Here is a 25,476-nt window from a genome sequence, read left to right on the forward strand (position 1 = left end):
GCGCGAACGGCAGTGCCGTGAGCGCAGCGCGATCATTTTCCGTTCACGGCCAGGTCGGTAATCCGACGGTCGTGCCACAGGAGAGGTCTGTCCCGGAGATGGCAAGACCAATAGCTGTGCGGGGCGCGTTCTTCCTGCATGGACCAGATTCGGGAGATACACATCGCGCCGCTGGGGCACGAACGCGACCGGATCGCCGAACCGATTCACCAGCACAACGCTGACGACGTGTACCTCCTCACAGCGACGACGGAGCCGTCACGGCTGACGCCGTACCAGCAGGCACTCGTCGAAGAACTGGACGCCAACGGCGTCAGTGTCGACCTGCACTGCGCGGATCTACACGACCTCTACGACGTGCTGGCGGTCGTGACGACGCTGACCGCCGACCATCCGGAAGATATCGTGCGCGTCAACGTCTCCAGCGGGCCGAAAGTGGCGGCTATCGGAAGCGCTATCGCGTGTATGGCGACGGCGGCGACGGCCTACTACGTCCATCCCGAGGAACACGTCCCGCCGATTTCAGCGGAGCCACTCACTCGTGGCATGGAGCGCGCGGAGGTCCTCCCGTCGTACCCCATCGAAGCCATCTCCCGCGATCAGGTCGCAGTACTGGACTATCTCAAGCGGACGAACACGAACACCTACACCGCCAAGAAATCAGACCTCATCGGGTTCGCCGAGGACGCCGGGCTTTCGTTCATCGACGACGCGGACCCGGCAAACGAGAAGGCGAAATTCGCGTTGCTGAACGCCAACATCGTCGACCCACTGGTCGAGGACGGCTACATCGAAGTCAACGATGTCGGCCGGACGAAACAGGTGGAACTGACCGAGACTGGCGAGAACGTCCTCCACGCCTTCCGACACAAACTCTGAGCTAAGCCACCCTCTGCCGTGACCGGCGCTTGGTATCGTTGTTTCGACAGTAGTGGTCCCTGCTGGACCGATAGTATCGATAGTATACTTTGTATCTGTAGTATCTACGGTATCAGTAGTTTCCATAGTGTTGTGGTAGTAAATACATATTAACCACCACAATACTCGGGTGCGCACGGTCCCTGGCGACGCGCTGTTCCCGTCGCTTCGGCCCTCCAGCAGTTCGATGCGCTCGCTGGGGAGCCGTGCCACCGCGCTGCCATCCCTGTCTCGGCCCCGAGCCATCGTCCGGCTCGCCGGGTCGAGACGGTCCACCGCTGACGCGTTCCACGAGTATGGCGGACCCCGGAGTCAACCGCTTCGGATCCGCTCCGGAAACTCCCGCTCGACGGACGCTGCCACCGCCCGAGCGCTACGTGTGAGACGGCGAACCGAACCACTTTCACCGGCCGACTACGTGCCTCCTGCTATGACACACGAGATAGCCGTTATTCCCGGCGACGGGATCGGACAGGAGGTCACACCCGCCGCGGTCGAAGTGCTTGAGGCCATCGACGCCGTCGACTTCGACTTCGTCGAAGGTGCGGCCGGCGACGCAGTGAAGGCAGAAACCGGCGAGGCGCTGCCCGAAGAAACGCGCGATCTGGCGGCCGACGCCGACGCGACGCTGTTCGGCGCGGCCGGCGAGACGGCGGCCGACGTCATCTTGCCCCTCCGGCAGGTCGTCGGCTCCTTTGCCAACGTCCGCCCGGCCCGCTCGTATCCGGGGCTCGACGCCGTCCAGCCCGACACCGATATCGTGTTCATCCGGGAGAACACCGAGGGCGTCTACAAGGGCATCGAGAGCGAAATCTCCGAGGGCGTCACCACCTGCACCCGGGTCATCACCGAGGACGCTTCCGAGAAAATCGCCGAGTACGGCTTCAGCTACGCGAAGGGGAACGGGTACGACGACGTGACGATTGCCCACAAAGCCAACGTCATGCGCACCACGGACGGCCTGTTCCTCGATACGGCCTCGGCGGTCGGCGAGGACCGGGACGCGTCCTACGACACCGCGCTGATGGACGCGCTCGCGATGCACCTCGTGATGAACCCGCAGGACTACGGCGTCGTCATCTGTCCGAACCTCGCCGGCGACATGCTGTCGGACCTCGCCGCTGGCCTCGTCGGCGGCCTCGGTCTGCTGCCGTCGGCCAACATCGGCGAGGAGAACGCGCTGTTCGAGCCGGTCCACGGCTCCGCGCCGGACATCGCCGGCGAGGGTATCGCAAACCCCTCGGCGATGATTCTCTCCGCCGCGATGTTGCTCGACCACCTCGGATACGACGAGCAGGGCGATGCTGTCCGGTCGGCCGTCGAGTCCGTGCTCGACTCGGGTCCCCGAACGCCGGATCTGGGCGGCGACGCATCCACTGAGGACGTGACCGCCGCGGTAATCGACGAGCTGTAGGCAGTTTTCTCGCGTTCTATCCGGGCAGAAACAAGCACGGTCCGATAGAAAGAGGTAAAACCGAAGCGAAACAATCACAGCAGAGAGAATGCTCCCGGCCGAGCGAAAGCGCACTATCGTCCAGTTGGTGACAGAGCGAGACGGCTGTTCAGTGTCGGAACTGGCCGCGGAACTCGAGTTTTCGAAGGCGACGATCCGCCGTGACCTCCGGGACCTGGAGTCGCAAGGCCGCATCAAGCGGTCCCACGGCGGCGCAGTACCGGCGTCCTCCGCCGGGACCGAACGACCGTACGGCCAGCGCGAGGTTGACCACTACGCGGAGAAACAGGCCATCGGCGAGCGAGCCGCACAGGAAGTCCGTGAGGGCCATGTGGTCTGTTTCGATGCGGGCTCGACGACGATGGAAGTCGCTCGTGCGATTCCGGACACCGACTACGTCGCGGCGACGAATATGCCGGAACTCGCCACCGAGGTGGCCGAGCGAGACGTCGATGCGAAACTCACCGGTGGAAGTCTCCGACCGCGGACCCGGGCGCTCGTCGGCCCGATGGCCGAGCGAGCCATCGGGCGAATGAACTTCGACCTGTTGTTTCTGGGGACGAACGCCCTCGACAGCGCCGCCGGGCTGTCGACGCCAAATGAAGACGAGGCGGCCGTCAAGGAAATCATGGTCGAGCGCGCCCGCCGGGTCGTGCTGGTCGCCGACGCGTCGAAGTTCGGCGACCGGAGCTTCGTCAGCTTCGCCGATCTGGACCAGGTCGACCTGCTGGTCACTGACGCCAGCCCGTCAGGGGCGCTCGCCACGGCACTCGCGGACGCCGACGTGACCGTCGAGGAGGTCAGCACATGATCGTCACCGTCACCTACAACCCCGCCGTCGACCAGACGATTCAGTTCGACGAGCAGATGGCTCCCGACCGTGTGATGCGGGCCGACGAGGCGCAGTTCGACGCGGGCGGGAAGGGCATCAACGCCGCGCAGTTGCTCACGGCCATGGACCGCCCCTGCGTCGCGACGGGACTGCTGGGCGGGTTCACCGGGTCGTTCATCAGAGAGACCCTGCAGGGCGACGGCGTCGAGACGGCCTTCGTCGACGTGGACGGAACGACGCGTCTCAACACCACCGCTATCGCGGCCGCGGAGGAGTACAAACTGAACCAGGCCGGGCCGACCGTCGGCGAGTCGGTCGTCGACTCGCTGCTCGAACGGGTGCGAGCGCAGTCCCCCGACCGCGTGCTCGTCGGTGGGAGCCTGCCGCCGGGGCTGTCCCCCGACGCTATCGACCGCATCGCGACCGGCGGCGACTGGGAGACAATCGTCGACACCGGTGGCGACGTCCTCCGGGAACTCGACGCCCAGTACGGACTCTGTAAGCCGAACCGCGACGAGCTCGGCGATGCAACCGGGGCCGATGTCTCCACGGTCGAGGGGTGTGCGGACGCGGCGGAGAAGTTCCGGGAGCGGGGCTTCGACCGCGTGCTGGCCTCTCTCGGCGCGGACGGCGCTGTCCTCGTCGGCGACGCGGGCAACCTGTACGCCGAAGCGCTGGACATCGACGTCGTCGACACCGTCGGGGCCGGCGACGCGCTCCTTTCGGGCGTCCTGAGCGCCTGGGAAGCCGGCGCGGACGACGAGACGGCGCTCCGGACCGGCGTGGCCGTCTCCTCGCAGGTGGTCCAGCAGGCCGGCACGGCCGTTCCCGACCTGGGCGATATCGACTCGCTCCGGGATGGCGTGACGGTCCGACGGCTGTAGCGGGCACAAAAGATTCGTAGAAAGCGGGGACAGCAATTCAGAACTTCTCGAGGTAGTCGTCGACGAATGCGCGCACGTCGGCCAGCGACGGCTGGTCCGCGGTCCGGACGAAGTAGCCGGCGACGGCGTTGCCGACGACGACGGCGGCCGCCGGCGGGAGGCCGGCGATGAGCGCGAGCCCCAGCCCGGCGTTGAAGTGGTCGCCGGAACTGGTCGTCAGTTTCGGGTCCGGGACGGCCGGGACGGCGACGCTATCGGTACCGTCCCCGGAGACGGCGACCGACCGCTCGACGCCGTGGCCGACGAACCAGGTCGGTTCCAGCGCCTCGAACACTGCCTCGGCGTCGTCGGCGAACGACCGCTCGGCGTCGCCGGCGTAGGCGTCCGCGAGGACACCCGTTTCGGCACGGTTCGAGGAGATCACCACATCAGTCACCTCGTCCAGCCGCCCGATGGCCTCCCGGCCGGCGCGCAGCCGGTCGGCGTCGAGCTTTCGCACGTCGCCGGGGTCGACAAGCACTGTTTCGGGCGGGTCGTCGATATCGCCCCACAGGTCACGGAGGCCGTCGAAGACAGTCGGCAAGTCCGGCGTCTCGGACCAGTAGCCAGTCCCTAACAGGCTCGCGCCGTCGAGCTTCTTGGCCAGTCGGTCGTGGCCGAAGGCCGCGTCAAGTTCGGCCCAGTCCAGCGACATCGTGTCGCCGATCTCGGTGAGCATGAGCTTCCCGTCGTCGAACTCGACGGCGTCGGTGACGCCGGGCTCGCCGATTGAGTGGAGGTCGTACTCGCCGAACTCCGCCTCGAAGGCGTCGTGGACCGGGTCGCCGTACATCCCGACCATCACGGGGTCGAACGACCAGCCGCCGAAGGCCCGCGCGAGGTGGCTGGTGTGGCCGCCGGTCCGGCTCCCCTGCTGGAGCCACTCGAAGGAGAGCGAGCTGTCGGCGGCGACGGAGCGGTCGATGCGGTCGCCAAAGCCCTCCAGCGTGGCGAGGCGCTCGTGGCTCTCTGGGTCGATGCGGTCCGCGACGACCTCCCGGACGCGGTCGAGGTAGCCGTCGAAGCCGAAGACGACCCGACCGGCGTCGATAGCGTCGGGAAGCGCGTCGCTATCGGGCAACGCTTCGTCTGCCGCGGCGACGGCTCGGCGCGTCTCCTCGTCCATGGCCTACAGGACGTCGTCAGCTGTCGCGTCCTCGAAGATGACGCCTTCGAGCTTGTCCAGGATGTCGTAGGGGTCGTCGCGCTGCCAGACGTTGCGGCCGACGGCGAGGCCGGCGACGCCGACGTCCATACAGTCCTCGACGAGTTCGAGGAAGTCCCGGTCGGAGGTCTTCGAGCCACCGGAGAGCAGGACGCGGTTGTCGGCCGCCGAGCGGACGGCGTGGGCCATCGCCTCCTTGTCACGCGGATACTTGACCTTCGTGAAGTCCGCGCCGAGTTCGAGGCCGATGCGGGCCGCGTAGGCGATGGTCGACGGACTGCGGTGCTCCTTGATGGCCTGTCCGCGCGGGTACGACCACATCGCAATCGGCAGGTCGTGGTCGCGGGCGTTCTCCTGCACCGGGCGGAAGTCCTCGAACATGTCGGTCTCGCGGTTGACGCCCGGATAGACGGTGTACCCGATGGCGTCGGCACCGAGCTCGGCGGCGTAGTCGACCGACCAGTTCTGTGGCGAGTACGGGTCGCCCATCCAGAGGTCCGACCCGCCGTTGAGCTTCGCCAGCAGGTTCACGTCGTCCTCGTAGCTCGGGTAGTACGTCTCGGCGAGGCCCTTGCCGACGGCCAGCGCCGTCACGGCGTCGTGGGTCGCCATCTCGAACACCTCACGCGGGTCGAGGCGCTCCTCGACGCCGCTGAACTGCTTGGGACCGTGTTCCAGCCCGTGGTCGTGGGCCAGCACGAGCGTCTTGTCGTTCCGTACGAGCGGTGAGTCACCCAGTGGTCGCATGTGTCGTGTTTCTACCGAGAACGACCATTAACAGTTTTCGGTTCTGATTTGTTACTACTGTTCGCGTTCGTTTTTGAGCGAGGGCGGGAATTAAGTGTGTTCCAGTGAAAGGTTCGGGTATGCCATCCGTGGAACTGGACGCCGAGACAGTGGACCGCCTCGACGACCTCCGCGTCGAGGACGAATCGTACGACGACATCGTGACGGAACTCATCAACATCTACGAGGCCGAGGAGCTAACGCTGTTCCACGGCGGCGACGAGTACTAACCCTGGGCCTGCTCGCAGACGGACTTCCAGCGCCCGTTCGACTCCAGTTTCTCCTGCAACTGCTCAGCGTACGCCTGTGCGAGGCGTGCCGCTTCTTCCTCCTGTTGTTTGTTGCCGCCGCCGGACCCACCCAGTCCAAGTGCGTCCTTGACTCCCGAGAGGAGGCCGCCCGAGCTCCCGGACTGGTCACCGCCCGGTCCGCCCATCGGCCCCTGGTTGGCGACCCGCTCCATCTCGGGCATGACGCTAGAGAGCTTCGAGGTATCGGCGACGATTCGAGCGGCGTCAGGGTCGCCCGGGTTCTCGATCTCGAACTCGACTGCAGTCATCACGAGCCCCCACTGCTGGCTGGAGAACGACGACGCTTTGACCTGTTCGTTGAACCGCTGGTCGACCGCCATCCGTTCGCCGGCGATGCGGTCGGTCCAGTTTGAATCGCTCATGGACTGGTGTTTGCGGGCCGGCGGTATGAGCGTTTCCCGCTCCGTGCGGTGTTCTACGGTAAAAAGCACCGTTTCTGGGCAGACTGTTACGTCTCCGGCCGACCCACTGCCACGTCTTATTGTCCTCAAAACGGTTCCAATATGTTAAGTTAGCTCACGATATACTTGCATCTCAATGACTACTGAGTTTGGGACAGGGCAGGCGACGGGGGACTCTGGCGATGCCGCAGCTATGGACGCCATACGGGAAGCCATGGACGCCATCTCGGCCAGCGAACCGGACTTCTGTCAGATTTTCTGCTCCCCGACATACGATTACGAGGCGGTGCTGTGGGGCGCTCGGAGTGTTGTCGGTTCAGATACCGAAATCGTGGGCTGTTCGTCCTCTGGAGAGTTCACTGAAGCCGGTTCGGGGAACGGAACTGTCACAGTCGGCGTCGTTTCGTCGGACTCGATACAGTTCTTCTCCAGCCTCTCGACCGAACTCAGCGCTGATCCCGAGCGCTGTCTGTTCGAAGCCGTTCACGACCTCCCCGCGAGCGAGGACCCTGCTGTCGATGGGTACCCGCATCGGACGCTCATCAACCTTCACGACGGCATGGCCGGAATCGGAAACAAAGTCACCCGACTCACCGAGCAGTACCTCGACGACGAGGAGACGCCTGTCGTCGGGGGGTCTGCGGGCGACGACCTCCAGTTACAGCAGACCCACGTCTTCCGGAACGACCGCGTGGAGACGGACGCCGTCGTCCTCGCGCTCATTGCCTCAGAGGACCCGCTCCCGGTGACAGTCAACCACGGCCACGAACCGATCTCCGAGGCGATGACGGTAACCCGAGCAGAGGGAAGCACCGTGTACGAACTCGACGGCAGGCCTGCGTTCGAGGCCTGGCGAGACGCGATTCGGGAGGATGCGATGGAGACGTACGATATCGATGTCGACGAGTTGGAAGCAGGGTCGGAAGACCTTGTCATGTTGCTCGGTCGCTACGAGCTCGGTATCGAGTCGGAGCCAGAATCTGACGCGGACGGACTCGCTTCCCGAATCAAGACCTTCATCGAGAGTAAACTCATCTCGACGACGGGATACAACATCCGATGGCCGGGCCATACAACCGACACCGAGGGGCCGCTGGACTTCGCTGTCACTGTCTCCGAAGGAACGGAAGTGGTGGTGACACATAGCAATAAATCCGACCAGGTGTATGCGGTCCGGAACGCCGCCAACAACGCTGTCAATGAACTCCGCGGCGGAAGCGTCGCGGGTGGGTTCGTCTACGACTGTGCCTGCCGTGCGATGATACTCGGCGACGACTTCGACGACGCTGTCGACACGATTCACAGCGCTATCGACGCGCCCTTCGCCGGCTTCGAGACCTACGGCGAAGTCTGCTCGGCCGACGAAGATTACACTGGCTATCACAACACGTCCTCAGTCATACTGCTGTTCCCGGAGTGACGACGACAAGCCTACTATCAGCGAAAAATAAACGCCACCCCCTGTTCCTGCCTGCTCAGACGCCGGACTCGATGGTAATTTCGGCGTGGAGTTCGTCCTGCAGCGCCGAATGGACGTGGCAGATGTCCTCAGCGAGTTCCACGATGTCCTGCTCTTCGTCGGCAAGTGACTCCTCGACCTCGACGTGGAAGTCGATGTACTCCAGGTCGTCGTCCTCGTCGAGACCCGCCGCGACTTCGACGTCGACGCTGCCGATGTCCTCGTGGCCGTACTTGTCTGCGGCGACGCGTAGCGCCGGGATGTAACAGGAGGCGTAGTCGGCGGCCAGAACCTCGTTCGGCGACGGACCGTTCTCGCTCAGCGCGTCGACGATAAGCTCCCATTCGCCGTTGATGACGCTTTCTACTGTGTATCCTTCCTCGCACGTACTCTCGACTTCGATATCTGCCATAGCACTCCTGTGGACACAGCCCTCCCCCTAAACATTTCCTGCGTGGCATTTCTGCCTGCGGACGCGAAACGCAGTGACTCACCAGCGTGGCACCGGGCTACCGCGGGTAGACCGGCTAGTCGGGCACTGCCGAAAGATAATACACCTCCAGTCCCTACAAATGAGCAATGGAACACCTCGCTCCGTCGAACGTGCCGGTGTACGCCACGCGGGAACACCAGCGCGAGATCTGGGAGCGGTGCCGGGACCGGGGACAACCAGTCCTCGCTGTCCGGGACGCGACCCGGGGGTTCATCGTCCGATACGATCTCCAACACCTGTCGTATGAGCTCTCGGACGCCACCGTTCAGGCGCTTCGGGACCGGGTCCGGTCCCGCCGACCGTACCCGACGACCACGGACCCGATATCGGAGACGGAGGGCGTCGGTGGCGAGGCCGGCCCGGTGTCCGGCGAACTCCACGCGGATACCGAACAGGCTGCCAGAGAATTGGCCTCGCACATCTCGGGGTTCGTGCTGGACCGGTCGAACTGGCGGTAGTACCGAAACAACCCGGCTGGGGATTTTTCCCACAGCCGTGCCTTGTGGTTGTATGGCAGTCGCCCGACACGAAACCGGTCCGTTCGCGGCCGTGAGTGCCCTTGCTTCGCAGGTCCATCCGGTGTTTATGCTGCCACCACTCGCGACCTCGCTGTTCGGTGGGTTGCTCTCCGGTGGGTTCTGGCCGCCGGTGGCCGCGCTCCACGCGGGTGCGATGTTCTTCGCCGTCTACACGGCTCACGTCAAGGACGGTTACGTCGATTTCCACGTCCGCGGCGAGGACGACGACCACCCGCTCACTGGTTCGGGCTGTCGCATGGCGCTGATCGGCGCAGCCCTCGGCTTCGCGCTCTGTACGGCGGCCATCTGGCTGCTGGTCGGTCCCGGCGCGGCGCTGTTGACGCTTCCGACCTGGGTCATCGGGTACACCCACGCGCCGCAGTTGGACATGAACCCCGTCGGCGCGACGATGGGCTACCCGACGGGCATCGCGCTGGCGTTGCTAGGCGGCTACTACGCTCAGGTGACGACGCTGACACCGCGAGCACTCGGTCTCGCGGCCGTGTTCCTCCTGCTGTTGACCGGCATCAAGATTATCGACGACGAGCAGGACTACGACTACGACCGGTCGATACAGAAACGGACCGTCGCCGTTGTCCTGGGCCACCAACGCGCCCGGCGGCTCGCGTTCGGCCTGTTCGGCGCGGGCCTCCTTGGAATTGTCGGGCTGTCCGTGGCATTGCCCGGGGTTCCGCCAAGCGCCGCGGCGGCTGCGCTCGTCTTCGGGACGGTTGCGGCTATCGCCCAACGAGGCGACCCCGAAACCGCGACGATGCTGCTGATTCGCGGGTCGTATCTCCTGTTGGCCGTCCTCGTCACTGCTGTCTGGTTCCGACCGCTAGCGTGAGTGTGGCTGTTCTGCAAGTCGCTCGCCTCGCAGCTAGCCGCAACTGCACTCGCTCGAACCACACCTCGTCGGTCAGCCTGAAATGTGTGTGAGCATGTGGGTCGCTGAGACGACCAGCGATATCGTCACCATCGAGACGGCCATGACGCTGGCGACAACCGGCGAGAGGTCCCCGGTGAGGCCACCGACTGCGAGCAGCACGGCGGCAATGATCGTACAGACCAGCAGGGCCAGATGGACGAATAGCCACGGACCGATACGTCGCAGTGAATCGAGCAGCGTCTCGACTCCCGACGGCTGTGTCGGCCGGACTCGCTGGCCGGGCTTGTAGTACTCTGTGGCAGTCCCGTAGCCCGTGCTTCCGCCACGAGTCTGGGTGGGCCGCTGTGTCGCTTTCGCCGTTGCCCCGCCCGTCGTCCCTGTGTCGACCCGCTGGTCGACGTACTGCTGTGCGATGTCACTGACACCGCCTGTGGCTGTTCCGCCGTCCGCGCCGCTGTCGACGTGCCTGTTGACGTATGCGTCGTGACCGAGCCGGTCGTATCGCGCTCGCTCGGCCTCGTCCGTGAGCACGTTCTTCGCCTGCGTGAGTCGCTTGAACCGTTCTCCCGCGGCGGGGTCGTCACTCACGTCCGGGTGATGCGCTTTCGTCTGTTCCCGGTAGGCGCGGACTATCGTCTCCTCGGTGGCATCTGGGTCCACCCCCAGAATACCGTAGAACGTCGCTTCCATACACACCCCTGTGTATTTATCCAGTTGGACTAGGCGTATAATAAGGTACCCACTCCCTCACGCTGCGATATCGCTCGTCTGTCGCCGAGTCGCCGGACTGAAACTGCGTGGTCACTACCGTCTCTGTATGGACGAAGACACCGAAGACTGGGAGACACAGTTGCAAGCGAACCGGGACGAAAAAGACCGGTTCTTCGCGGAGCACCGCCAATCCCCGATTCCGCCGGAGGACCGCGACGACTTCGACGGTCTCAGCTACTTCGACCCGGACCACGGCTATCGGGTCGAGGCGACGGTTACGGTCCACGAGACGCCGGAGTCAGTCGATCTGGAGACGAGCGACGACCGAACGGTGCGCTATCTCCACGTCGCGACGCTGTCGTTCGACCTCGACGGCGAGTCCCGCGAACTCCACGCGTTCCGGCAGGCCGCCGACGAGTCCCGGACGCTCTTTGTTCCGTTCCGGGACAAGACCACCGGACAGCAGAGCTACGACGGCGGCCGATACATGGAACTGGAACCCGACCGCGACCTGAGCGACGGCGACGAGATTACGCTGGATTTCAACCTCGCGTACTCGCCGTTCTGTGCCTATAGCGACACCTTCTCCTGTCCGCTCCCGCCGGAGTCGAACTGGCTCGACACCGCGGTGACGGCCGGGGAGCGGATCGACTGAGGCGTCTCTGCCGGCAGTCACGACCAACACCAAACGAATTGTTTACACATCGCCACGACCAAAGCAGTGTATGGCAACCGCGACCCGCGACAGTCCGATTCTGCAGGCCTTCCAGTACGGGTTTACGCTCTTCTCTGCGCTCTCACTGGGGGTGATTGGCCTGGGATTCGGATCGATCCTGCTTCTCACCATCGCATTTTCGCTGTCACTCGGTGCAGGAGTACAGATAACGCAAGTACAGACGCTGGTTCTCGGGCTGATAACGGTCCAGGGAATCGGCTGCCCGGTCATCGCGTACACGTACATCAAGCTCAGACCGGTGATCAGAACGAAGCTCCGCGAGGTGTTCTCTTACTCTGCGGACAGCGACGAGTTCGATATCGGTGTTTCTGTGCCGAGTTTCCGCGAGGCCGCCATCGTCGTGCTGGGCTACGCCAGCGCGATGGTCGGACTCGTGGTAGTAGCCGTCATCATCACGACGCTCGTCTCGATGTTCGGAATCGAAACGGCAACCAATCAGGCCGCGGAGATCGGCATGGAGAACCCCGATGTCCTCCTCCTGTTGATTCCCGCCTCGTTCCTCCTCATCGGTCCGGGCGAGGAACTGCTGTTCCGCGGGGTCGTTCAGGGCCGCATTCGGGACTACTTCGGCCCGATTTCGGGCGTCACCATCGCGAGCGTCATCTTCGCCGGCATTCATTACCCCGCCCTCAGTGGCGGGTCGGTCACGGGCAAACTTGTCGGGGTGTGTGCCCTCCTCATTCCGTCGCTCATCCTCGGTGCAACCTACGAGTACACAGACAACATCGTCGTTCCGTCACTCATCCACGGCGCGTACAACGCCACGCTGTTTACTGGCCTCTACGTCACCGTGAAGTTCAGTGGTGAACTCTCGTCCGCCGCGGGTGTCCTCAGTAACAGCGGGTTCTGACCGGCCCCTGCCCCAGCAGGCCCGTACTATAGTACGTTTGTAAATCATGTGATTGGTTGCCTGGCTTGCACACGCAAGGGAGTTGGTCTTTTTCATGATCGTGTGAAACCTAAAACAGTTCAAACGGGGCTTACAGTGGCGTTATATCCGAACTAACACTTTATCACGCTCTCGACTTTTTACCCAGTAGCAGAACCTGAATCGGAGATATTACTTTGAAATGACAAACGTCTTATTAGCGTTTTTGTACAACATTCAAACAGATGGTTGGTTCAGTGCGCGTCTTACATATCGATGACGAACCGGACTTTGCCGATCTAACTGCGGCATATCTCGAGCGGGCCATGGATTCATTCAGCGTCGACACCGCGATGCGGGTCGACGAGGTCATCACGGACCGCCCGCAGGACACGTATGACTGTATTATCAGCGACTACGATATGCCTGGCATGAACGGGCTGGAGTTCCTCGAACGGATTCGCGAGGACGCACCGAAGCTTCCGTTCATCCTCTACACTGGGAAGGGCAGCGAAGAGATCGCGGCCGAGGCAATCTCCGCAGGTGTCACGGACTATATCCAGAAGGAACCGGGAACGTCCCAGTACACGGTGCTAGCGAACAGGGTGCAAAACGCGGTCGAAGCCCGCAGAGACGAACTGCAAGTCACGCGTGGTCACCGCGCAATGAACGCGGCCTGGGACGGCATCAGCACACTGGACGACGAGGGTCGGTTCACCTATTTGAACGACGCCTACGCAGCCACGTTCGGCTACGAGCGCGACGAGCTTCTGGGCGAACACTGGCAGAAAATCCACTCGGCAGAGAGCCTCAAAACGGTCGATGATGAAATACTTCCGGCTGTCAACGAGAACGGGACGTGGACGGGTGAGACACTGCTCGAACGCGCCGACGGGACACAGTTCATCGGCGAGCACACCGTCGCGAGTATCGCAAATGACGGCTCCGTCTGCGTAGTCCGTGACCGGACTGACCGCGAAGAACTCGACAAACAACTGCGACACGAGCGCGAGCGGTTCCGGCTACTCGTCGATGCGGTCGAGAATTACGCGATGTTTCTGCTCGACCCCGACGGCCTCATCCAGTCGTGGAACGCCGGTGCGAAACAGCTCATGCAGTACGAGGAATCTGATATCCTCGGCGAGCACTTCTCGACGTTTCACACAGAGAAACAGGTGGCCGACGGCATTCCCGACCAACTGCTGCGAGAAGCCGGGGAATGCGGCAAGGCCACCGACCGCGGGCTCCGCGTTCGGAAGGACGGGAGCACGTTCTGGGCAGATGTGGCCATCACTGAACTCCGGGAAAACGGCGACTCCCGTGGCTTTGCGAAAGTGGTCAAGGACATCACGGAGGAGATCGAACGGGAGCGGCTACAGGCGACGGCCGAACGCTACCGAGAGAAACTCTACGAGGTCACGAACGATTTGGATCGCCGGTTCGAACAGCGGTTAGTCGACGTACTGGAACTCGGTGTCGAGTATCTTGCCGTCGACCAGAGCCATCTCGTCACAATCGACCCTGAGGCGGGAACACATGAAATAATCGCCATTAGCGGCGACCCGTCTCTCACTACCCCCGGCGACATCACGTCACTCTCCGAGACCTACTGCCGACGAACCGTCGAATCCGACGGTCTACTCTCTATCTACAACGCCGAGCGACTAGATCTGGATGACGACCCTGCATACCGGCGGTACGGTATCGGCTGTTACCTCGGTGCGAAAATCGAAGTCGACGGCGAGCTGTTCGGGACGGTCTGTTTCGTTGCTCGTGACCCCCGGTCGGAGCCGTTCAGACAGGACGAACAGGCCTTCGTCGAACTGCTCGCCCGCTGGCTCAAATACGAACTGAGCCGACGCGACGGACAGATCCAGTGGCCGCTAAAACCCTAGAATCTGGGAACGATACCGTGTCGGTCAGCGTCTCGGGCTGACCTAAGACCTGACCTATGGCGGGCAGGTCAGTCGTCGACTGAGGCCTGTTCGGACTGTCCGGTTTCGGATCCGGAATCGTATCTCACCTCCATGTACAGCAACGCGAAGATGGTGAGTGTTGCGACGGTCTGTACGGCAGCGGTCATCGGCGCCAGCGGAGCGAACATCGCTGCTCCCGCAGCCACCAGTAGCCCGGCGCGACTCGGAATCCTGAGTTGGCCAGAGAAGTAGTTGACAATGGCTGCCACGGCGGCGACGAGACCGATTCCCACGACGACGAACGTAATCGGTGTCGCCGGAACCGACCAGAACAACAGGCTATCGTTGACGACGAAGATGTACGGAAGAACAAACAGCGGCGCCCCGAGCACGAGCGACTTTCCGGCAGTCCGCCAGAAATTCCCGCCTGCGACCCTGGCTGTGACGAGGCAGGCGATGGCAACCGGCGGCGTCAGCGCCGAGAGAATCGCGAAGTAGAACACGAAGAAGTGCGCGGCGAGCAGGTCGACACCGGCCTCGGTCAGTGCCGGTGCGATCAGCAGCACGGCCGTGATGTAGGCCGCGACGGTCGGCATCCCGAGACCAAAGAGAAGCGCCGCGATCATCGCGAACATGAGCAACAGCGCGAGCACGCCTCCCGAGAGTTCAACGAGGCTGGAGGCGAACACCTGCGTGAATCCGGTGAGGTTCAATACACCGACGAAGATGTTCATCACGCCCAGCGATACCGCAATCGGGGCCGCGTTTTCCATTCCGCGACCCAGGCCATCCATAGTGTCCACGAAAAAGTCGCGAACCCCGTAGCCATCGCGAAAAAAGATCCCCTGGACGAACGCGGCCGGGAACGCGGACATTATCGAGAGGAACCCTGCGTACAGCGGATCGTACAGGAGAACGACCAGTGCGTACAGGAGAACGGCCAGCGGAACCCACAGCGCGAGCCCCTCGACGAGCAGGTTACGAACCGATATCTGACCGAAGGAAACAGCGGTTGTCGTTCGGCCGAAGATCCTATCGAGTGCGTTTTTCCGATCCCTGTCGACCGTCTCTACGTCGGTCAGTTCTTCCTCGTCAATCTCGCTCGTGAGCCCTTCTTTGACGGTTGTCAGATGAACACCGATAGCGACCGTTCCGTAGAATAGGAGTGCCGGCAGGAATCCGACGACGATAATCTTCAGGTAGCTCGTCCCGGTGATCTCGGCCATTATGAATGCCGCTGCACCCATGATCGGTGGCATAATCTGGCCGCCGCTGGAGGCCACCGCCTCGTAGGCCGCTGCGGTATCTCTGTCGAGCCCGTGGCGCTTGAGCAATGGGATGGTAAACGCGCCCGTCGTCGCCGCGTTGGCGGCCGCGCTGCCGTTGACCGACCCCATACCCATGCTTGCGACCGTCGTCATCTGCGCCAATCCGGACCGGACCCGTTTGCCGATCAGCGTTCCGACCTGGACGAAATACTCCAGCGCGCCGTACGCTTCCAACAGCCCCGCGAGGATCATGAAGATAATAATAAACGTCCCCGAAACCTCGACAATGACGCCGAAGACGCCGCTGCCGAACTCAACTGTCAGACCCTGCACCAGTCGTTCGGCCTGAACTCCATTGTGGTTCAAAATACCCGGGAAATACGGGCCATACAGCGCATAGACAAGGCCAGCTACGCCGACCAGCGACAGCATCGGACCGTAAACCCGCCTGCAAACATCCAACAACAGCAGGATGATCAACAGCCCCATGAACAAGTCGAGGTCGGTGTATATCCCGAGTTGCTCGTAGACGATGCGGTTGAAGGCCGTAAAGAGGTAGACGGCGACGACGGCCGAGAGAGCGGCCTCAAATAGCGTCGCGTAGTTTCCGAACCGCTCCCGGCGCGTCTCGGGTTCGGGGGTATACGCGAGGACAGCCGCCCCGACGAGCATGAATCCGAGGTGGGCGATCTTGTGTTGGTCCTGTTCGAACGGGAACAGCTGGGTGAACCAGAGGTGATAGACCGTCGAGGCGACTCCCAAGGCTATCAGGAACCCGTACTTGGCCATGCGTACCCGGGACGGGTCGACCCAGCTCCCGGTTGTGTGTTCCCCCGTCATGGCTGGCGTTGATGGGGTGGGCGGACGAGAGACGGGTCGCTCGCGTTACCCCTCATACTCCTCAAGTGTGGTCAGTCCGTCCTTCCAGAGGTCCTGCTCCTTGTAATACTTCTCAGCGCCGGGATGGACGGGTGCGTTCGGCGAGGGGAGTAAGAATTCCTGCGCGAAGTCCGGACCGGCGCGAGAGAGCACTGAACTCGCCTCACGGACCGCGTCGATGTCCTCCATGACGGTACGGACGAACTCATAGCCCAACTCCTCAGATACCTCGGCCGGGAAGATAGTTTCATAGCCGACGCCAACTGCCGGAATGGAGTCCATTCGAATGTCCTGCCTGTCCCAGAGGCCGGCCGGCGTTTCGATGTACGTGTAGGGCAGATCGGAGTTGGCTAAATCTGACTCGTCGAACTCCCAGTTGACGACCGCGACGTCGGCCTGTGCGCCGGCCTCCTGCGCCCACCCGGTCAGTACTTCACGGCTGACTCCGTAGACCATCATCATATCGAGACGGCCGTCAGCGAACTGTGCCCCCTGGTCTCCCCAGCTCATCGACTGGAGGTCGTACTTGTCCTCGACGTTGTCGATCCCGGACAGTCGGAACCCGTCAAGGCCCGCGAAGTAGTTCGTCCCGCCGCGCTGACCGAACGCCATCGAGACCGACCCGTCCTGGGGAATGTCCGACACCGACTCGATGCCTTCGAGTGCATCGTCAGTCCGCCTGACGAGGTAGTACTCCAGAGTCATGAACGGTAACACCTGCGTCATCGTCTTCCCGACCGGTTCCCCGTACGGGTCTCCGCCGCTGTTTGAGCGCGCGACTGCCCAGTCGGTACTCTGGGCGATATCGATGTCTCCCTGAGCGATCAACCGAGGGTTTGCGGCGGTCCCGCCGGTCGTCTGGGCGCTCATGCTGATGTCGTCGGACTTTTCCGAGAGCAGCTGTGCCATCGCTACCCCCGACGCGTGAGTCGCCGTCTCCGGCCCTGACGTTCCAATTGTCCAATTTGTACTGCCGCCACTGCCGTCGCTGCCGCCGCTGTCTCCACCACTGCCGTCGCTGCCACCGCTGTCTCCACCACTGCCGTCGCCGCCACTATCCCCGTCACCACCAGCGCCGCTACCGCCGTCTCCACTACAACCAGCGAGGCCTGCAAGGCCAGCGGCACCGACCATTTTCAAGAAGCTACGCCGCTCGGAAATCGAACCATCCTGATTGTTTCTGAACATTATCTAAGCTACAACTATGCTGTCAACCAATCTATATTTAAATGTTACTGCAAATATCTTTATCATACAGACATCGGCTGCGGAAACAGACAACGCACCCCGAGCAAATTTTCAAATCTCGGGCAATAGTGGCCACTCAGCCGCATTATCGAGACTGTGAAAATCTGAGAGATGTGACTCAACTCGACAGCCCTACTGTTGGGAATACCACTATCAACGATTCCCGAAGATCCGGCTAACAGGGTGTCATCACGGAGGAATCCATCTCAATGACACACCAGAGCCACTGTGTGTCCGTCCGTATTATGCCAAATGTTGCCACTAGTAGACTCGAAATGTACGCCCGGAACACTAACGTCCGGCATCATCCTCGGCGGTGTGCCACGTCAGCCGGCAAACCCTCGTGCCGGGCGGGTCGCCGGATACGGCGACCGATTGCGCGAGCGGCGTCAGCCGCGAGCGCGGGTGATTATGGCGTAATCACCGAACGCCCAGACGGTGCAACCGTCTGGCGGGTCGTCGATAGACGACCAAGTGCGGTATGAACCGCGGTCATGTCGCGTGCCCGGGTTCTCCGGGTCGTCATCGTCCCGGTGACGGGTCTCTGTCGGGGATTGAAGGCACGCACTAGCAGTTCGCCGGTCGCACACCTAAGGGTGACGTTCAGACGGCGTAGTCGTCCTCGCGCAGTTGGACGTACTTGCCGTTGCGGTAGGAGAACTTCCCCCACTTGTACCCGAGGACCATCTTAATGCCGTTGAGGCCGCCACGGAGCGCCGCGTCGGCCTTGATGCCACGGGCGTCCATCAGGTCGTTGGCGGTGGTAAAGGCCCGGTCCCAGTCGCCGGGCCGCCAGTCCCGGACCATGTCCGCGAAGGTAACGTTCCGGAGGATTTCGTCGCCGATGGCGTCGTGCCAGGCGTCGTTGTACCGTTCGAGGCGGTCGTTCGCGGCGAGGCGACCGGCTATCTTCCCGGTGCGAACGGCGACGTGATCGCCGCCCTCGTGGAACGCCGAGGTGGTCCCCATTGCCCCGCCGGCCACGGCGATGCCGGCACCCACCGGGGACTCTATCGGTCGGGTCGAGGAGATGGGGTACGTCTCCGTCCCTTTCGATTTCCCGCGGTCCTCGACGAGCGGGAAGTCCTCGAGATCGTACGCCTGGAACTCCTGTTCGAGCAGTCGCTCGATGTACTGCCGGCCCTGCGGGATGCTCTCGTCGCTCTCTCTGAGCAGGTCCCACTCGCTGCGGTCGTAGGCGTCGATGTCCAACCCGATGGGCATCGTGAGGCCGATGCGGGCGACGGGGGCGTCGTTCGGGAAAATCCACGGATACGCCGTGTGGCCGGGCATGATGCCCCACCAGAACTCGATGAACTCCGGCGTGAACAGTTCCTCGGGCATCCGTCGGTGCTCCTGATAGGCGATGTGGTTCGCCTTGTTCGAGGGCATGATGTCGGCCATCGTCTGTCCGGCCGGGAGGAACTGGTCGAGCGTGCCGCCGGTGATAGTCCGCTGTGGGCCGTCGGCGAGAATCACGTACTCGGCGGCGATGTCTTCGCCGTTGGCCAGCCGGACGGTGTGTCGCGGCGAACTCCTCAGGTCGGTCTCGACGCCGGTGACGCTGACGCCGACGCGGTAGTCCGCGCCCGCTTCCGTCGCCCGTTCGCGGAGCCAGTCGTCGAACCGCGCCCGGTGGAACGTGATGCCGAAGCCGTCGGCGCTGGAACTGATACCGGTCTCTGTGAGCGTCATCTCCGTTGAGGGGCCATAGAACTTCGCCCCGTCGAGTTCGCTCAGCACAACATCCTCGGGGAACTCCGACCGTGGAATGTCCATGATGTCGAACCAGTAATCGAGCAGCCCGGCGGCGTCCGTCGAGTCCGGCCCCGCCCCCTCGCGGTCGGCTCTGGGGACCCCCTTTTCGAGAAGGACGGCGTCGGCCCCGTGGTCGGCTGCAGCCTCGGCCGCCGACGACCCGGCCGGGCCACCACCCACAATGGCGACGTCTACGTGTTCCATACCCGCTACGGTGTCCCGCGCCCGCTAAAACCTATTGTCTTGCATCGAATCCGCGGTCTGACGACCCTCTGTGTCTGAACTGGAATGCACTGCGCGCTACGGTTCGGACGCTGCGTCGGCGAGTGACACGTCGTGTTGTTCCAGCCGTTCGACGGCCCGCTTGTACGCGTCGCTCTCCGCGAGCGCTGTCGCTCGGACAGCGTCAGCGACTGTGTCTCGTCGGTCGGCAAGTCCCAGGAGTTCCCGACGCTCCGTCTCGTATTCGCACCGGCGCTGAACTGCCGAGAGTACCGACACCAGGGTATCCCGGTCGGCAGGCTTTCTGAGATACGAATCGACGGGAATGTCCAGAATATCCACGTCCGGCTTGACGCTACTGATCATTACGACCGCAGGGGTAACTGACCGCTGTCGGAGCTTTTCGGCGACCGTTTCGCCGCTCAGTTTCGGCATCTGCCGGTCCAGCAGTACCGCATCGATTGAGTCGTCAATTCGCTGTAACCCTGTACGGCCGTCACCGGCCTCTATAACCTCGTATTCTTCCGGAAGCCAAAGTTTGTAGAGCTGTCTATAGTCCGTATCGTCATCGATCACCGCAACGCTCGTCGGTCTCCCCATTCCTTCGAAGTTCTACGTTGGTCATCCTACAAATATGCTAAGATATCGGTATACTATTAGTACAAATTTTACTAATCTAGACTGGTAATTCCCCCGTTCTCTAAATACTAAAATTCTAACAATATCTCCGGCGCGCGGTCAACAGACTGCCGGCACCGTTTTGAGGCCCCCGCGTGGAACAGCCGGTATGACTCCGCACGTCACAGGAGGGGTTCAATGGCCGACATCGTCGTGACCCGATACGACGTTCACGGAATGCCGGTCGACCAGTACGCGGCAGCGCTCCGGGAGCGACTGCCGGAGTGGGACATCGCCATCGCGGAGACGCCCGAAGCCGAGCGCGACCTGATTGCGAACGCAACGGTTCTGACCGGCAACGATGTCTCGCCGGACCTGGTCGATACTGCCGACTCGCTGAAGCTGTTTGCAGGGACATACGCTGGATACGACCACCTCCCGCTCTCGGAACTGGCCGACCGCGACATCGCGCTTACCACGGCCTCCGGCGTCCACGGTCCGAACGTCGCTGAGAACGTCGTCGGGTCGTGGCTCGCCTTCGCTAGGGGCTTTTTCACCGCCCGCCGCCACCAGCGCGACCACGTCTGGCAGTCGTTTCACACCGACGACTTCGCCGGTAGCCGGGTCTGTGTCGTCGGGCTGGGAGAAATCGGCGAGGCCATCGTCGACCGTGTGCAGGGGTTCGACGTGGAGACCGTCGGCGTCCGCTACTCGCCGGAAAAGGGCGGCCCGACCGACGAGGTGTACGGCTTCGACGAGATTCACGAGGCGGTCACTGACACGGAGTACATCGGACTCGCCTGCCCACTCACCGACGAGACGCGCCACCTCATCGACGAGGAGGTGTTCGAGACGATGCCTCCCAGCGCGGTGCTCACCAACGTCGCCCGCGGCCCGGTCGTCGACACCGATGCGCTGGTTACTGCGCTCCAGCGCAACCACATCGGCGGCGCGGCACTGGACGTGACCGACCCCGAACCGCTGCCCAGCGGCCATCCGCTGTGGGACTTCGAGAACGTCCTCATCACGCCACATAACGCCGGCCACACGCCGAGCTACTACGAGCGGCTGGCCGATATCGTCGCCGAGAACGTCCAGCGGGCAGAGCGAACCGGCGAGTGGGACGGACTCAGGAACCAGATTGCGCTGTGAGGGCTATCGCTGAACCGAACGCGATAGCCCTTACAGATAGCCGCGCTTGTTCAGCAGTTCGCCGTTCAGCACGCTCGCACCGGCAGCACCGCGCATCGTGTTGTGCGCGAGGCAGTTGAACTGGACGCCGTCGGTCGTCTCGCGGAACCCACCGACTGCGACGCCCATGCCGTCCTCAACGTTGCGGTCAAGGCGGGGCTGTGGGCGGTCCGGTTCCTCGAACACCGTGATGAGTTTCTCCGGCGAGGACGGCAGGTCGATACCGGTAGCCGACTCCATCGCGGCCTCGGCGTCGGCCGTGGAGATGTCCTCCGCGGTGTCGGCCCAGACGTTTTCGAGGTGGCCGTCGAGCGTCGGGATGCGGTTACAGGAGGCGGCCACGTCCATCTCGTTGCGGTGGACCTCCGCGCCGTCGAACGAACCCAGGAGCTTGCGCGATTCGGTCTCCATCTTCTGCTCTTCGCCGCCGATGTGCGGGATGGCGTTGTCGATGATCTCCATCGACGAGACGCCGGAGTAGCCCGCGCCGGAGACGGCCTGAAGCGTCGAGACACGTACGTCGGTCAGGTCGAACTCTCGGTCGAGGGTGGCCAGCGGCGGGACCATCGTAATCGTCGAGCAGTTCGGGTTCTTCAGGAGCGCGCCGTCCCAGCCACGTTCGTCGCGCTGGACTTCGAGGAGGTCGACGTGGTCGGCGTTGACCTCGGGGATGATGAGCGGCACGTCCTCGTCCATCCGGCCGTTCGAGGAGTTCGAGGAGACAGTGTAGCCGGCCTCGCAGAACTCCGGTTCGACCTCCGCGCCGACGCTCGACGGGAGCGAGGAGAAGATGAGGTCGACGTCGTCGGGTACCGAATCCGGGTCGGTGGCGCGGACCTCTAACCCGGCCACGTCCTCGGGAATCGGGGAGTCGACGCGCCACTTGGCGGCGTCCTTGTATGTCTCGCCAACGCTTGCGTCGCTGGCCGTCAGTGCTGCAATCTCGAACTCGGAGTGGGGGTCGAGCAGTTGGATCAGTCGCTGCCCGACTGCGCCAGTCGCACCGAGCACACCTACGCGTACAGTCATCGCTTGACACACGGCTGTGGGTGGTCAAAACAGTTTGGATACGGAGCGATACCGCTGCCTTCGTAGGATTACTCACCCTCGGTGTCCTCGAAGACCCACTCGATGACGCGAGCCTCCACGAGGTCCCGCTCTTCGACGTAGGGGTCGTCGCGGTTCGCCAGCGTCTCCTCGGCTTCGGCGCGCATCTCCGATTCGATCTCCGTGTGGTCCGGCTCGTCCCGGATGTCGTTCAGCAGCGCTTCGAAGTCTTCCCGGAGGTCGAAGGAAGCGCGAGCGGCGTTACACCGGGACAGCGGGCTCATCCCGGTCTCTAACACGAGGTCACGTACCGTCTCCCAATCGGAGTCACAGAAGTAGATGGACACCTCGCCGACGATGTCCTGCCAGGCGATGGGGTCGGCGTGCTTGAGCAGTGGGACCGCCCGCGGCGGCAGGTCCAGACGGGTCTTCGTGTCGGGATTCCCGCACAGACAGCAGGCCTTCTCCGTTTTCCCCGTGTACATGTGAGACAGTTGTGTCGGACGTATTTGGACCCATCGCAGTCGGGCGGTCGCTGGCCGGCTACACCGGAATGAATTCAGGGTCCACGTCGTTCAGGCGGTCGGTGTTCGAGACGAACTGGTAGAAGTCGCTGTAGAGGTCCGTACACTTCCCGTCGGCGTCGTAACGGAGTGTGTGCCAGTCGGCGACGACGGCGCAGTAGCGCTTCGCTCGCGTGAGCGCGACGTTCAGCCGCCGCGGCCCGTCGACCGGCCGCCCGAGGAAGCCGACATTTCCGTCGGCGTTGCTCCGGACGAGCGACAGCACGATGGCCGTCCGTTCGCCGCCCTGAAACGAGTCGATGGTGTCGACGGTGACGCTGTCCGCATCGTCAGTACGCTCCGTGAGTGTTTCACGAATGCGAGACACTTGTGCGCTGTACGGTGTGATGACGCCGATTTCGTTGGCCGGCACGTCCGACAGCAGGTCCTCAACGAGATGCGCGACGAGGCGGGCTTCGGTGGGATTGGACTTGGAGTGCCCGACGGTCTCGACCCGCCCGCCGACGTTGTACCCCTCTATCGCTGGCCGGTCGGGAAGCGGGTCGACGGCCCGCCCGTTCCGCAGCGTTCGGTCGTAGAACCGCCGGTTCGGGAAGTACGCGATGTCCCGGTGCATCCGGTACTGGGTCTGGAGCTGGAGGCCGACACCATCGTAGACGCCGCCGTCAGCGTAGAGATGCTCGAACAGCGAGTGGCCGTAGCTCGACGCCGGAGGTTCGTCGCTCGCGCTGTAGGGCGGGAGCTGTCGGTGGTCGCCGGCGAGCACGGCGCGGTCGGCCCGGACCAGCGGGATACACGACGCCGCACAGGTCGACTGCGTCGCCTCGTCGAGCACGACCAGATCGAACTCCCGGGAGAGCGTGGCGGCGCTGTTGTTCGTCACCGCTACCACGTCGGCCCGCCCGGGTACGTCGCCGTAGGCCCGCCGGACGACGCCGTTCGACGACTGGCCCGCGTTCACGCGGTCGAGGGTGTAGTCGCCGTCGCCGTGCTGGCCGTACGCGTGCAGCGACTGCGGGTCCGCCGTGTCGTCCGTCGACGACCCCGCCACGAGGTTGTCGACGGCCTGGTTCGAGTCGGCACACACTAGCACGTCCTCACCAGCCTGTGCGGCCCGTCGGACGATTTCGACCAGCGTCCGCGTCTTTCCGGTCCCCGGCGGGCCGTGAATACAGAACAGGTCGTCGGCAAGGAGCGCGTGCTCGACGGCCAGTTGCTGCTCCTGATTCAGTTCCGCGTCGAACTGCTCGCTCCGGGCGGCCGCCCCGTTCGAGAAAGTTATCGGCCGGTCGCCGGCGAGCACGTCCCGGAAGCGGTGGTCGGCCAGCGAGTCAATCGCCTCCCGTTCGCGGTCGAACGGAACGGGGTTGAGCAATGCTGTGAGCCCGTAGGTGGCGTCACCGTCGGTGAGCGCGCTTTCGAGCGTCGGTGCACCGTCGACTTCGGCCCAGTTCACGGTGAGCCAGACCGACCGGCCGCGGATGCGCTCGACCGTCGCCGCGACCGGAAACGGCCCGTCCGCTCGGGACCCGTCCACGTCGTGGACTAGCACCTCGTTTCCCTGGTGGATGCCGAAGACGGATTCCACGACGAAGGCCCAGTCGCCGTCCTGTCTGGCGGCGACGTCAGCGGGCGGGTCGACGCGGAACTGGTAATTCCCGTCGTCTCGACCCAGTGCTCGGAGTTCTGGAACCGCATCGCCACCAGCCTCGTACACCTCGTCAGGTGAACGCCGTTCGGCCTGTTCGCGGTTCTGTTGGCGGGTCGCTGCACGCTCGTGCTCGACGTGTGTACGCAAACCGTCAATCAGCTCCCCCTGCGGGATTGGATTCCGCGGCGGTTCGCTGTCGTCTATCGGTGAGTCGTAGGAGGGCGGGTACGTCTCCGGGACGTAGTCGGAGTGCCAGAAGCGGATCCGGTCGGCGAGTCCCGTGGCCCCGAAGTCGTCCGCGTCGACGAAGTCACGTTCGCCGTCGCGCTCGAAAACGAATATTCCGCCGTGAAGGGAGTGGTCGGTGAAGGCGACGAACTCGCCGGTGAGCCGCGCCGAACCCGGTTCGTGCAGCGGGATGCACACCCAGTCCTCCTCGGGGTGGGCGAGTCCGTCGTGGTGGCTCGCGAACTCGGCGACGGGCCGTGCGGGGATGACATCGCCGCGGTCGTCGAGGGCGTCGTCATCGGGGACACACAGCGTGGCGTCGTCGAGGTCGAAGGACCCGATGACGTGGTCGAACAGGAGCGACATCTACCCCCGATTGTGCCCCGCTGTCGTAAAACAGTACGGCCCACCTCGACAGCCCGTCACACCGGACAGGAACGTTTTAATCGCCGGACCGGCCACA

General features: G+C 63.4%; 24 protein-coding genes. 12 read left to right on the forward strand and 12 right to left on the reverse strand.

Annotated elements, in window-relative coordinates:
* The first annotated feature begins 138 nt into the window (after positions 1-138).
* From SG26_RS13155 to pfkB, 4 genes are all read left to right on the forward strand, one after another.
* Positions 139-879, forward strand: a complete 741-nt coding sequence (locus SG26_RS13155; RefSeq protein ID WP_050037792.1) for a DUF6293 family protein — start codon at positions 139-141, stop codon at positions 877-879.
* Positions 880-1,348: 469 nt separating this feature from the next.
* Entirely contained in the window at positions 1,349-2,332 is a 984-nt protein-coding gene (locus SG26_RS13160; protein ID WP_014039977.1) for an isocitrate/isopropylmalate dehydrogenase family protein, read from the forward strand.
* An 88-nt stretch (positions 2,333-2,420) separates the two neighbouring features.
* Positions 2,421-3,182: an HTH-type transcriptional regulator GlpR gene (gene glpR / locus SG26_RS13165; protein WP_014039978.1), complete on the forward strand. Its 762-nt coding sequence runs from the start codon at positions 2,421-2,423 to the stop codon at positions 3,180-3,182.
* Positions 3,179-4,087, forward strand: a complete 909-nt coding sequence (pfkB, locus tag SG26_RS13170) for a 1-phosphofructokinase (protein WP_050006856.1) — start codon at positions 3,179-3,181, stop codon at positions 4,085-4,087. The genes glpR and pfkB overlap by 4 nt, the downstream gene beginning before the upstream one ends.
* A 37-nt stretch (positions 4,088-4,124) precedes the next feature.
* Here pfkB and SG26_RS13175 read toward each other — a convergent pair whose 3' ends face one another.
* Together SG26_RS13175 and SG26_RS13180 are read right to left on the reverse strand one after the other, a co-directional pair.
* Complete coding sequence (locus SG26_RS13175; RefSeq protein ID WP_050037793.1) at positions 4,125-5,252, reverse strand: hypothetical protein; 1,128 nt, start codon at positions 5,250-5,252, stop codon at positions 4,125-4,127.
* Between the two features lie 3 nt (positions 5,253-5,255).
* The gene (locus tag SG26_RS13180) at positions 5,256-6,038 is read right to left on the reverse strand and encodes a class I fructose-bisphosphate aldolase (RefSeq protein ID WP_004962592.1); all 783 of its coding nucleotides are present in this window, start codon (positions 6,036-6,038) and stop codon (positions 5,256-5,258) included.
* A 119-nt stretch (positions 6,039-6,157) separates the two neighbouring features.
* Between SG26_RS13180 and SG26_RS21665 the strand changes: the two genes are divergently transcribed.
* Entirely contained in the window at positions 6,158-6,307 is a 150-nt protein-coding gene (locus SG26_RS21665) for a hypothetical protein (protein WP_008309953.1), read from the forward strand.
* Here SG26_RS21665 and SG26_RS13185 read toward each other — a convergent pair.
* Positions 6,304-6,750: a DUF5799 family protein gene (locus tag SG26_RS13185; protein WP_050037794.1), complete on the reverse strand. Its 447-nt coding sequence runs from the start codon at positions 6,748-6,750 to the stop codon at positions 6,304-6,306. The genes SG26_RS21665 and SG26_RS13185 overlap by 4 nt on opposite strands.
* Positions 6,751-6,925: 175 nt before the next feature.
* On the opposite strand from SG26_RS13185, the gene SG26_RS13190 reads away from it, so the two are divergent.
* Positions 6,926-8,209: an FIST signal transduction protein gene (locus SG26_RS13190; RefSeq protein WP_050037795.1), complete on the forward strand. Its 1,284-nt coding sequence runs from the start codon at positions 6,926-6,928 to the stop codon at positions 8,207-8,209.
* A 55-nt stretch (positions 8,210-8,264) separates the two neighbouring features.
* Here SG26_RS13190 and SG26_RS13195 read toward each other — a convergent pair whose 3' ends face one another.
* Positions 8,265-8,660 (reverse strand): OsmC family protein, encoded by a 396-nt coding sequence (locus tag SG26_RS13195; RefSeq protein WP_050007744.1) that lies wholly within the window; start codon positions 8,658-8,660, stop codon positions 8,265-8,267.
* A 167-nt stretch (positions 8,661-8,827) separates the two neighbouring features.
* Between SG26_RS13195 and SG26_RS13200 the strand changes: the two genes are divergently transcribed.
* Both SG26_RS13200 and SG26_RS13205 read left to right on the forward strand, forming a co-directional pair.
* Positions 8,828-9,199, forward strand: coding sequence for a hypothetical protein (locus SG26_RS13200; protein ID WP_050037796.1), 372 nt, complete (start codon positions 8,828-8,830; stop codon positions 9,197-9,199).
* Positions 9,200-9,251: 52 nt separating this feature from the next.
* Positions 9,252-10,106, forward strand: coding sequence for a UbiA family prenyltransferase (locus SG26_RS13205; RefSeq protein ID WP_023843193.1), 855 nt, complete (start codon positions 9,252-9,254; stop codon positions 10,104-10,106).
* Positions 10,107-10,178: 72 nt separating this feature from the next.
* On the opposite strand, the gene SG26_RS13210 is transcribed toward SG26_RS13205, so the two are convergent.
* Positions 10,179-10,838 (reverse strand): DnaJ domain-containing protein, encoded by a 660-nt coding sequence (locus SG26_RS13210; protein WP_014039985.1) that lies wholly within the window; start codon positions 10,836-10,838, stop codon positions 10,179-10,181.
* Positions 10,839-10,965: 127 nt separating this feature from the next.
* On the opposite strand from SG26_RS13210, the gene SG26_RS13215 reads away from it, so the two are divergent.
* The 3 genes from SG26_RS13215 (at position 10,966) to SG26_RS13225 (ending at position 14,358) form a co-directional block, all read left to right on the forward strand.
* Complete coding sequence (locus SG26_RS13215; RefSeq protein ID WP_050037797.1) at positions 10,966-11,514, forward strand: DUF1684 domain-containing protein; 549 nt, start codon at positions 10,966-10,968, stop codon at positions 11,512-11,514.
* 70 nt (positions 11,515-11,584) lie between these two features.
* A complete protein-coding gene (locus SG26_RS13220) occupies positions 11,585-12,445 on the forward strand; it encodes a CPBP family intramembrane glutamic endopeptidase (protein ID WP_050037798.1) in 861 nt (286 codons plus the stop codon).
* Positions 12,446-12,708: 263 nt separating this feature from the next.
* Positions 12,709-14,358 carry a PAS domain S-box protein gene (locus SG26_RS13225; RefSeq protein WP_050037799.1) on the forward strand — a complete coding sequence of 550 codons (1,650 nt, stop codon included), beginning with the start codon at positions 12,709-12,711 and terminating at the stop codon, positions 14,356-14,358.
* A gap of 68 nt (positions 14,359-14,426) precedes the next feature.
* On the opposite strand, the gene SG26_RS13230 is transcribed toward SG26_RS13225, so the two are convergent.
* The 4 genes from SG26_RS13230 to SG26_RS13245 form a co-directional block, all read right to left on the reverse strand.
* Complete coding sequence (locus SG26_RS13230; protein WP_050037800.1) at positions 14,427-16,487, reverse strand: TRAP transporter fused permease subunit; 2,061 nt, start codon at positions 16,485-16,487, stop codon at positions 14,427-14,429.
* A 45-nt stretch (positions 16,488-16,532) separates the two neighbouring features.
* Positions 16,533-17,714 carry a TAXI family TRAP transporter solute-binding subunit gene (locus SG26_RS13235; protein WP_154020796.1) on the reverse strand — a complete coding sequence of 394 codons (1,182 nt, stop codon included), beginning with the start codon at positions 17,712-17,714 and terminating at the stop codon, positions 16,533-16,535.
* Between the two features lie 663 nt (positions 17,715-18,377).
* Complete coding sequence (locus tag SG26_RS13240; protein ID WP_050037801.1) at positions 18,378-19,736, reverse strand: NAD(P)/FAD-dependent oxidoreductase; 1,359 nt, start codon at positions 19,734-19,736, stop codon at positions 18,378-18,380.
* 96 nt (positions 19,737-19,832) lie between these two features.
* Entirely contained in the window at positions 19,833-20,354 is a 522-nt protein-coding gene (locus SG26_RS13245; RefSeq protein ID WP_023843195.1) for a response regulator transcription factor, read from the reverse strand.
* Between the two features lie 216 nt (positions 20,355-20,570).
* Between SG26_RS13245 and SG26_RS13250 the strand changes: the two genes are divergently transcribed.
* Complete coding sequence (locus tag SG26_RS13250) at positions 20,571-21,524, forward strand: D-2-hydroxyacid dehydrogenase (RefSeq protein ID WP_050037802.1); 954 nt, start codon at positions 20,571-20,573, stop codon at positions 21,522-21,524.
* Between the two features lie 30 nt (positions 21,525-21,554).
* Here SG26_RS13250 and asd read toward each other — a convergent pair whose 3' ends face one another.
* The 3 genes from asd to SG26_RS13265 all read right to left on the reverse strand — a co-directional run bounded on the left by asd (position 21,555) and on the right by SG26_RS13265 (position 25,379).
* Positions 21,555-22,592, reverse strand: coding sequence for an aspartate-semialdehyde dehydrogenase (gene asd, locus SG26_RS13255; protein ID WP_050037803.1), 1,038 nt, complete (start codon positions 22,590-22,592; stop codon positions 21,555-21,557).
* Between the two features lie 68 nt (positions 22,593-22,660).
* Positions 22,661-23,095 carry a hypothetical protein gene (locus tag SG26_RS13260; RefSeq protein WP_050037804.1) on the reverse strand — a complete coding sequence of 145 codons (435 nt, stop codon included), beginning with the start codon at positions 23,093-23,095 and terminating at the stop codon, positions 22,661-22,663.
* Positions 23,096-23,153: 58 nt separating this feature from the next.
* Positions 23,154-25,379, reverse strand: a complete 2,226-nt coding sequence (locus tag SG26_RS13265) for an AAA domain-containing protein (protein WP_050037805.1) — start codon at positions 25,377-25,379, stop codon at positions 23,154-23,156.
* Between the last annotated feature and the right edge of the window lie 97 nt (positions 25,380-25,476).

The organism is Haloarcula sp. CBA1115, from assembly GCF_000827835.1.
Lineage (GTDB): Archaea > Halobacteriota > Halobacteria > Halobacteriales > Haloarculaceae > Haloarcula > Haloarcula hispanica.

Excerpts from the sequence above, each read along its gene's own strand:
- SG26_RS13155 (WP_050037792.1), top strand. The coding sequence starts at position 139 with ATGGACCAGATTCGGGAGATACACATCGCGCCGCTGGGGCACGAACGC.
- SG26_RS13160 (WP_014039977.1), top strand. The coding sequence starts at position 1,349 with ATGACACACGAGATAGCCGTTATTCCCGGCGACGGGATCGGACAGGAG.
- glpR (WP_014039978.1), top strand. The coding sequence starts at position 2,421 with ATGCTCCCGGCCGAGCGAAAGCGCACTATCGTCCAGTTGGTGACAGAG.
- pfkB (WP_050006856.1), top strand. The coding sequence starts at position 3,179 with ATGATCGTCACCGTCACCTACAACCCCGCCGTCGACCAGACGATTCAG.
- SG26_RS13175 (WP_050037793.1), bottom strand. The coding sequence starts at position 5,252 with ATGGACGAGGAGACGCGCCGAGCCGTCGCCGCGGCAGACGAAGCGTTG.
- SG26_RS13180 (WP_004962592.1), bottom strand. The coding sequence starts at position 6,038 with ATGCGACCACTGGGTGACTCACCGCTCGTACGGAACGACAAGACGCTC.
- SG26_RS21665 (WP_008309953.1), top strand. The coding sequence starts at position 6,158 with ATGCCATCCGTGGAACTGGACGCCGAGACAGTGGACCGCCTCGACGAC.
- SG26_RS13185 (WP_050037794.1), bottom strand. The coding sequence starts at position 6,750 with ATGAGCGATTCAAACTGGACCGACCGCATCGCCGGCGAACGGATGGCG.
- SG26_RS13190 (WP_050037795.1), top strand. The coding sequence starts at position 6,926 with ATGACTACTGAGTTTGGGACAGGGCAGGCGACGGGGGACTCTGGCGAT.
- SG26_RS13195 (WP_050007744.1), bottom strand. The coding sequence starts at position 8,660 with ATGGCAGATATCGAAGTCGAGAGTACGTGCGAGGAAGGATACACAGTA.
- SG26_RS13200 (WP_050037796.1), top strand. The coding sequence starts at position 8,828 with ATGGAACACCTCGCTCCGTCGAACGTGCCGGTGTACGCCACGCGGGAA.
- SG26_RS13205 (WP_023843193.1), top strand. The coding sequence starts at position 9,252 with ATGGCAGTCGCCCGACACGAAACCGGTCCGTTCGCGGCCGTGAGTGCC.
- SG26_RS13210 (WP_014039985.1), bottom strand. The coding sequence starts at position 10,838 with ATGGAAGCGACGTTCTACGGTATTCTGGGGGTGGACCCAGATGCCACC.
- SG26_RS13215 (WP_050037797.1), top strand. The coding sequence starts at position 10,966 with ATGGACGAAGACACCGAAGACTGGGAGACACAGTTGCAAGCGAACCGG.
- SG26_RS13220 (WP_050037798.1), top strand. The coding sequence starts at position 11,585 with ATGGCAACCGCGACCCGCGACAGTCCGATTCTGCAGGCCTTCCAGTAC.
- SG26_RS13225 (WP_050037799.1), top strand. The coding sequence starts at position 12,709 with ATGGTTGGTTCAGTGCGCGTCTTACATATCGATGACGAACCGGACTTT.
- SG26_RS13230 (WP_050037800.1), bottom strand. The coding sequence starts at position 16,487 with ATGACGGGGGAACACACAACCGGGAGCTGGGTCGACCCGTCCCGGGTA.
- SG26_RS13235 (WP_154020796.1), bottom strand. The coding sequence starts at position 17,714 with ATGTTCAGAAACAATCAGGATGGTTCGATTTCCGAGCGGCGTAGCTTC.
- SG26_RS13240 (WP_050037801.1), bottom strand. The coding sequence starts at position 19,736 with ATGGAACACGTAGACGTCGCCATTGTGGGTGGTGGCCCGGCCGGGTCG.
- SG26_RS13245 (WP_023843195.1), bottom strand. The coding sequence starts at position 20,354 with ATGGGGAGACCGACGAGCGTTGCGGTGATCGATGACGATACGGACTAT.
- SG26_RS13250 (WP_050037802.1), top strand. The coding sequence starts at position 20,571 with ATGGCCGACATCGTCGTGACCCGATACGACGTTCACGGAATGCCGGTC.
- asd (WP_050037803.1), bottom strand. The coding sequence starts at position 22,592 with ATGACTGTACGCGTAGGTGTGCTCGGTGCGACTGGCGCAGTCGGGCAG.
- SG26_RS13260 (WP_050037804.1), bottom strand. The coding sequence starts at position 23,095 with ATGTACACGGGGAAAACGGAGAAGGCCTGCTGTCTGTGCGGGAATCCC.
- SG26_RS13265 (WP_050037805.1), bottom strand. The coding sequence starts at position 25,379 with ATGTCGCTCCTGTTCGACCACGTCATCGGGTCCTTCGACCTCGACGAC.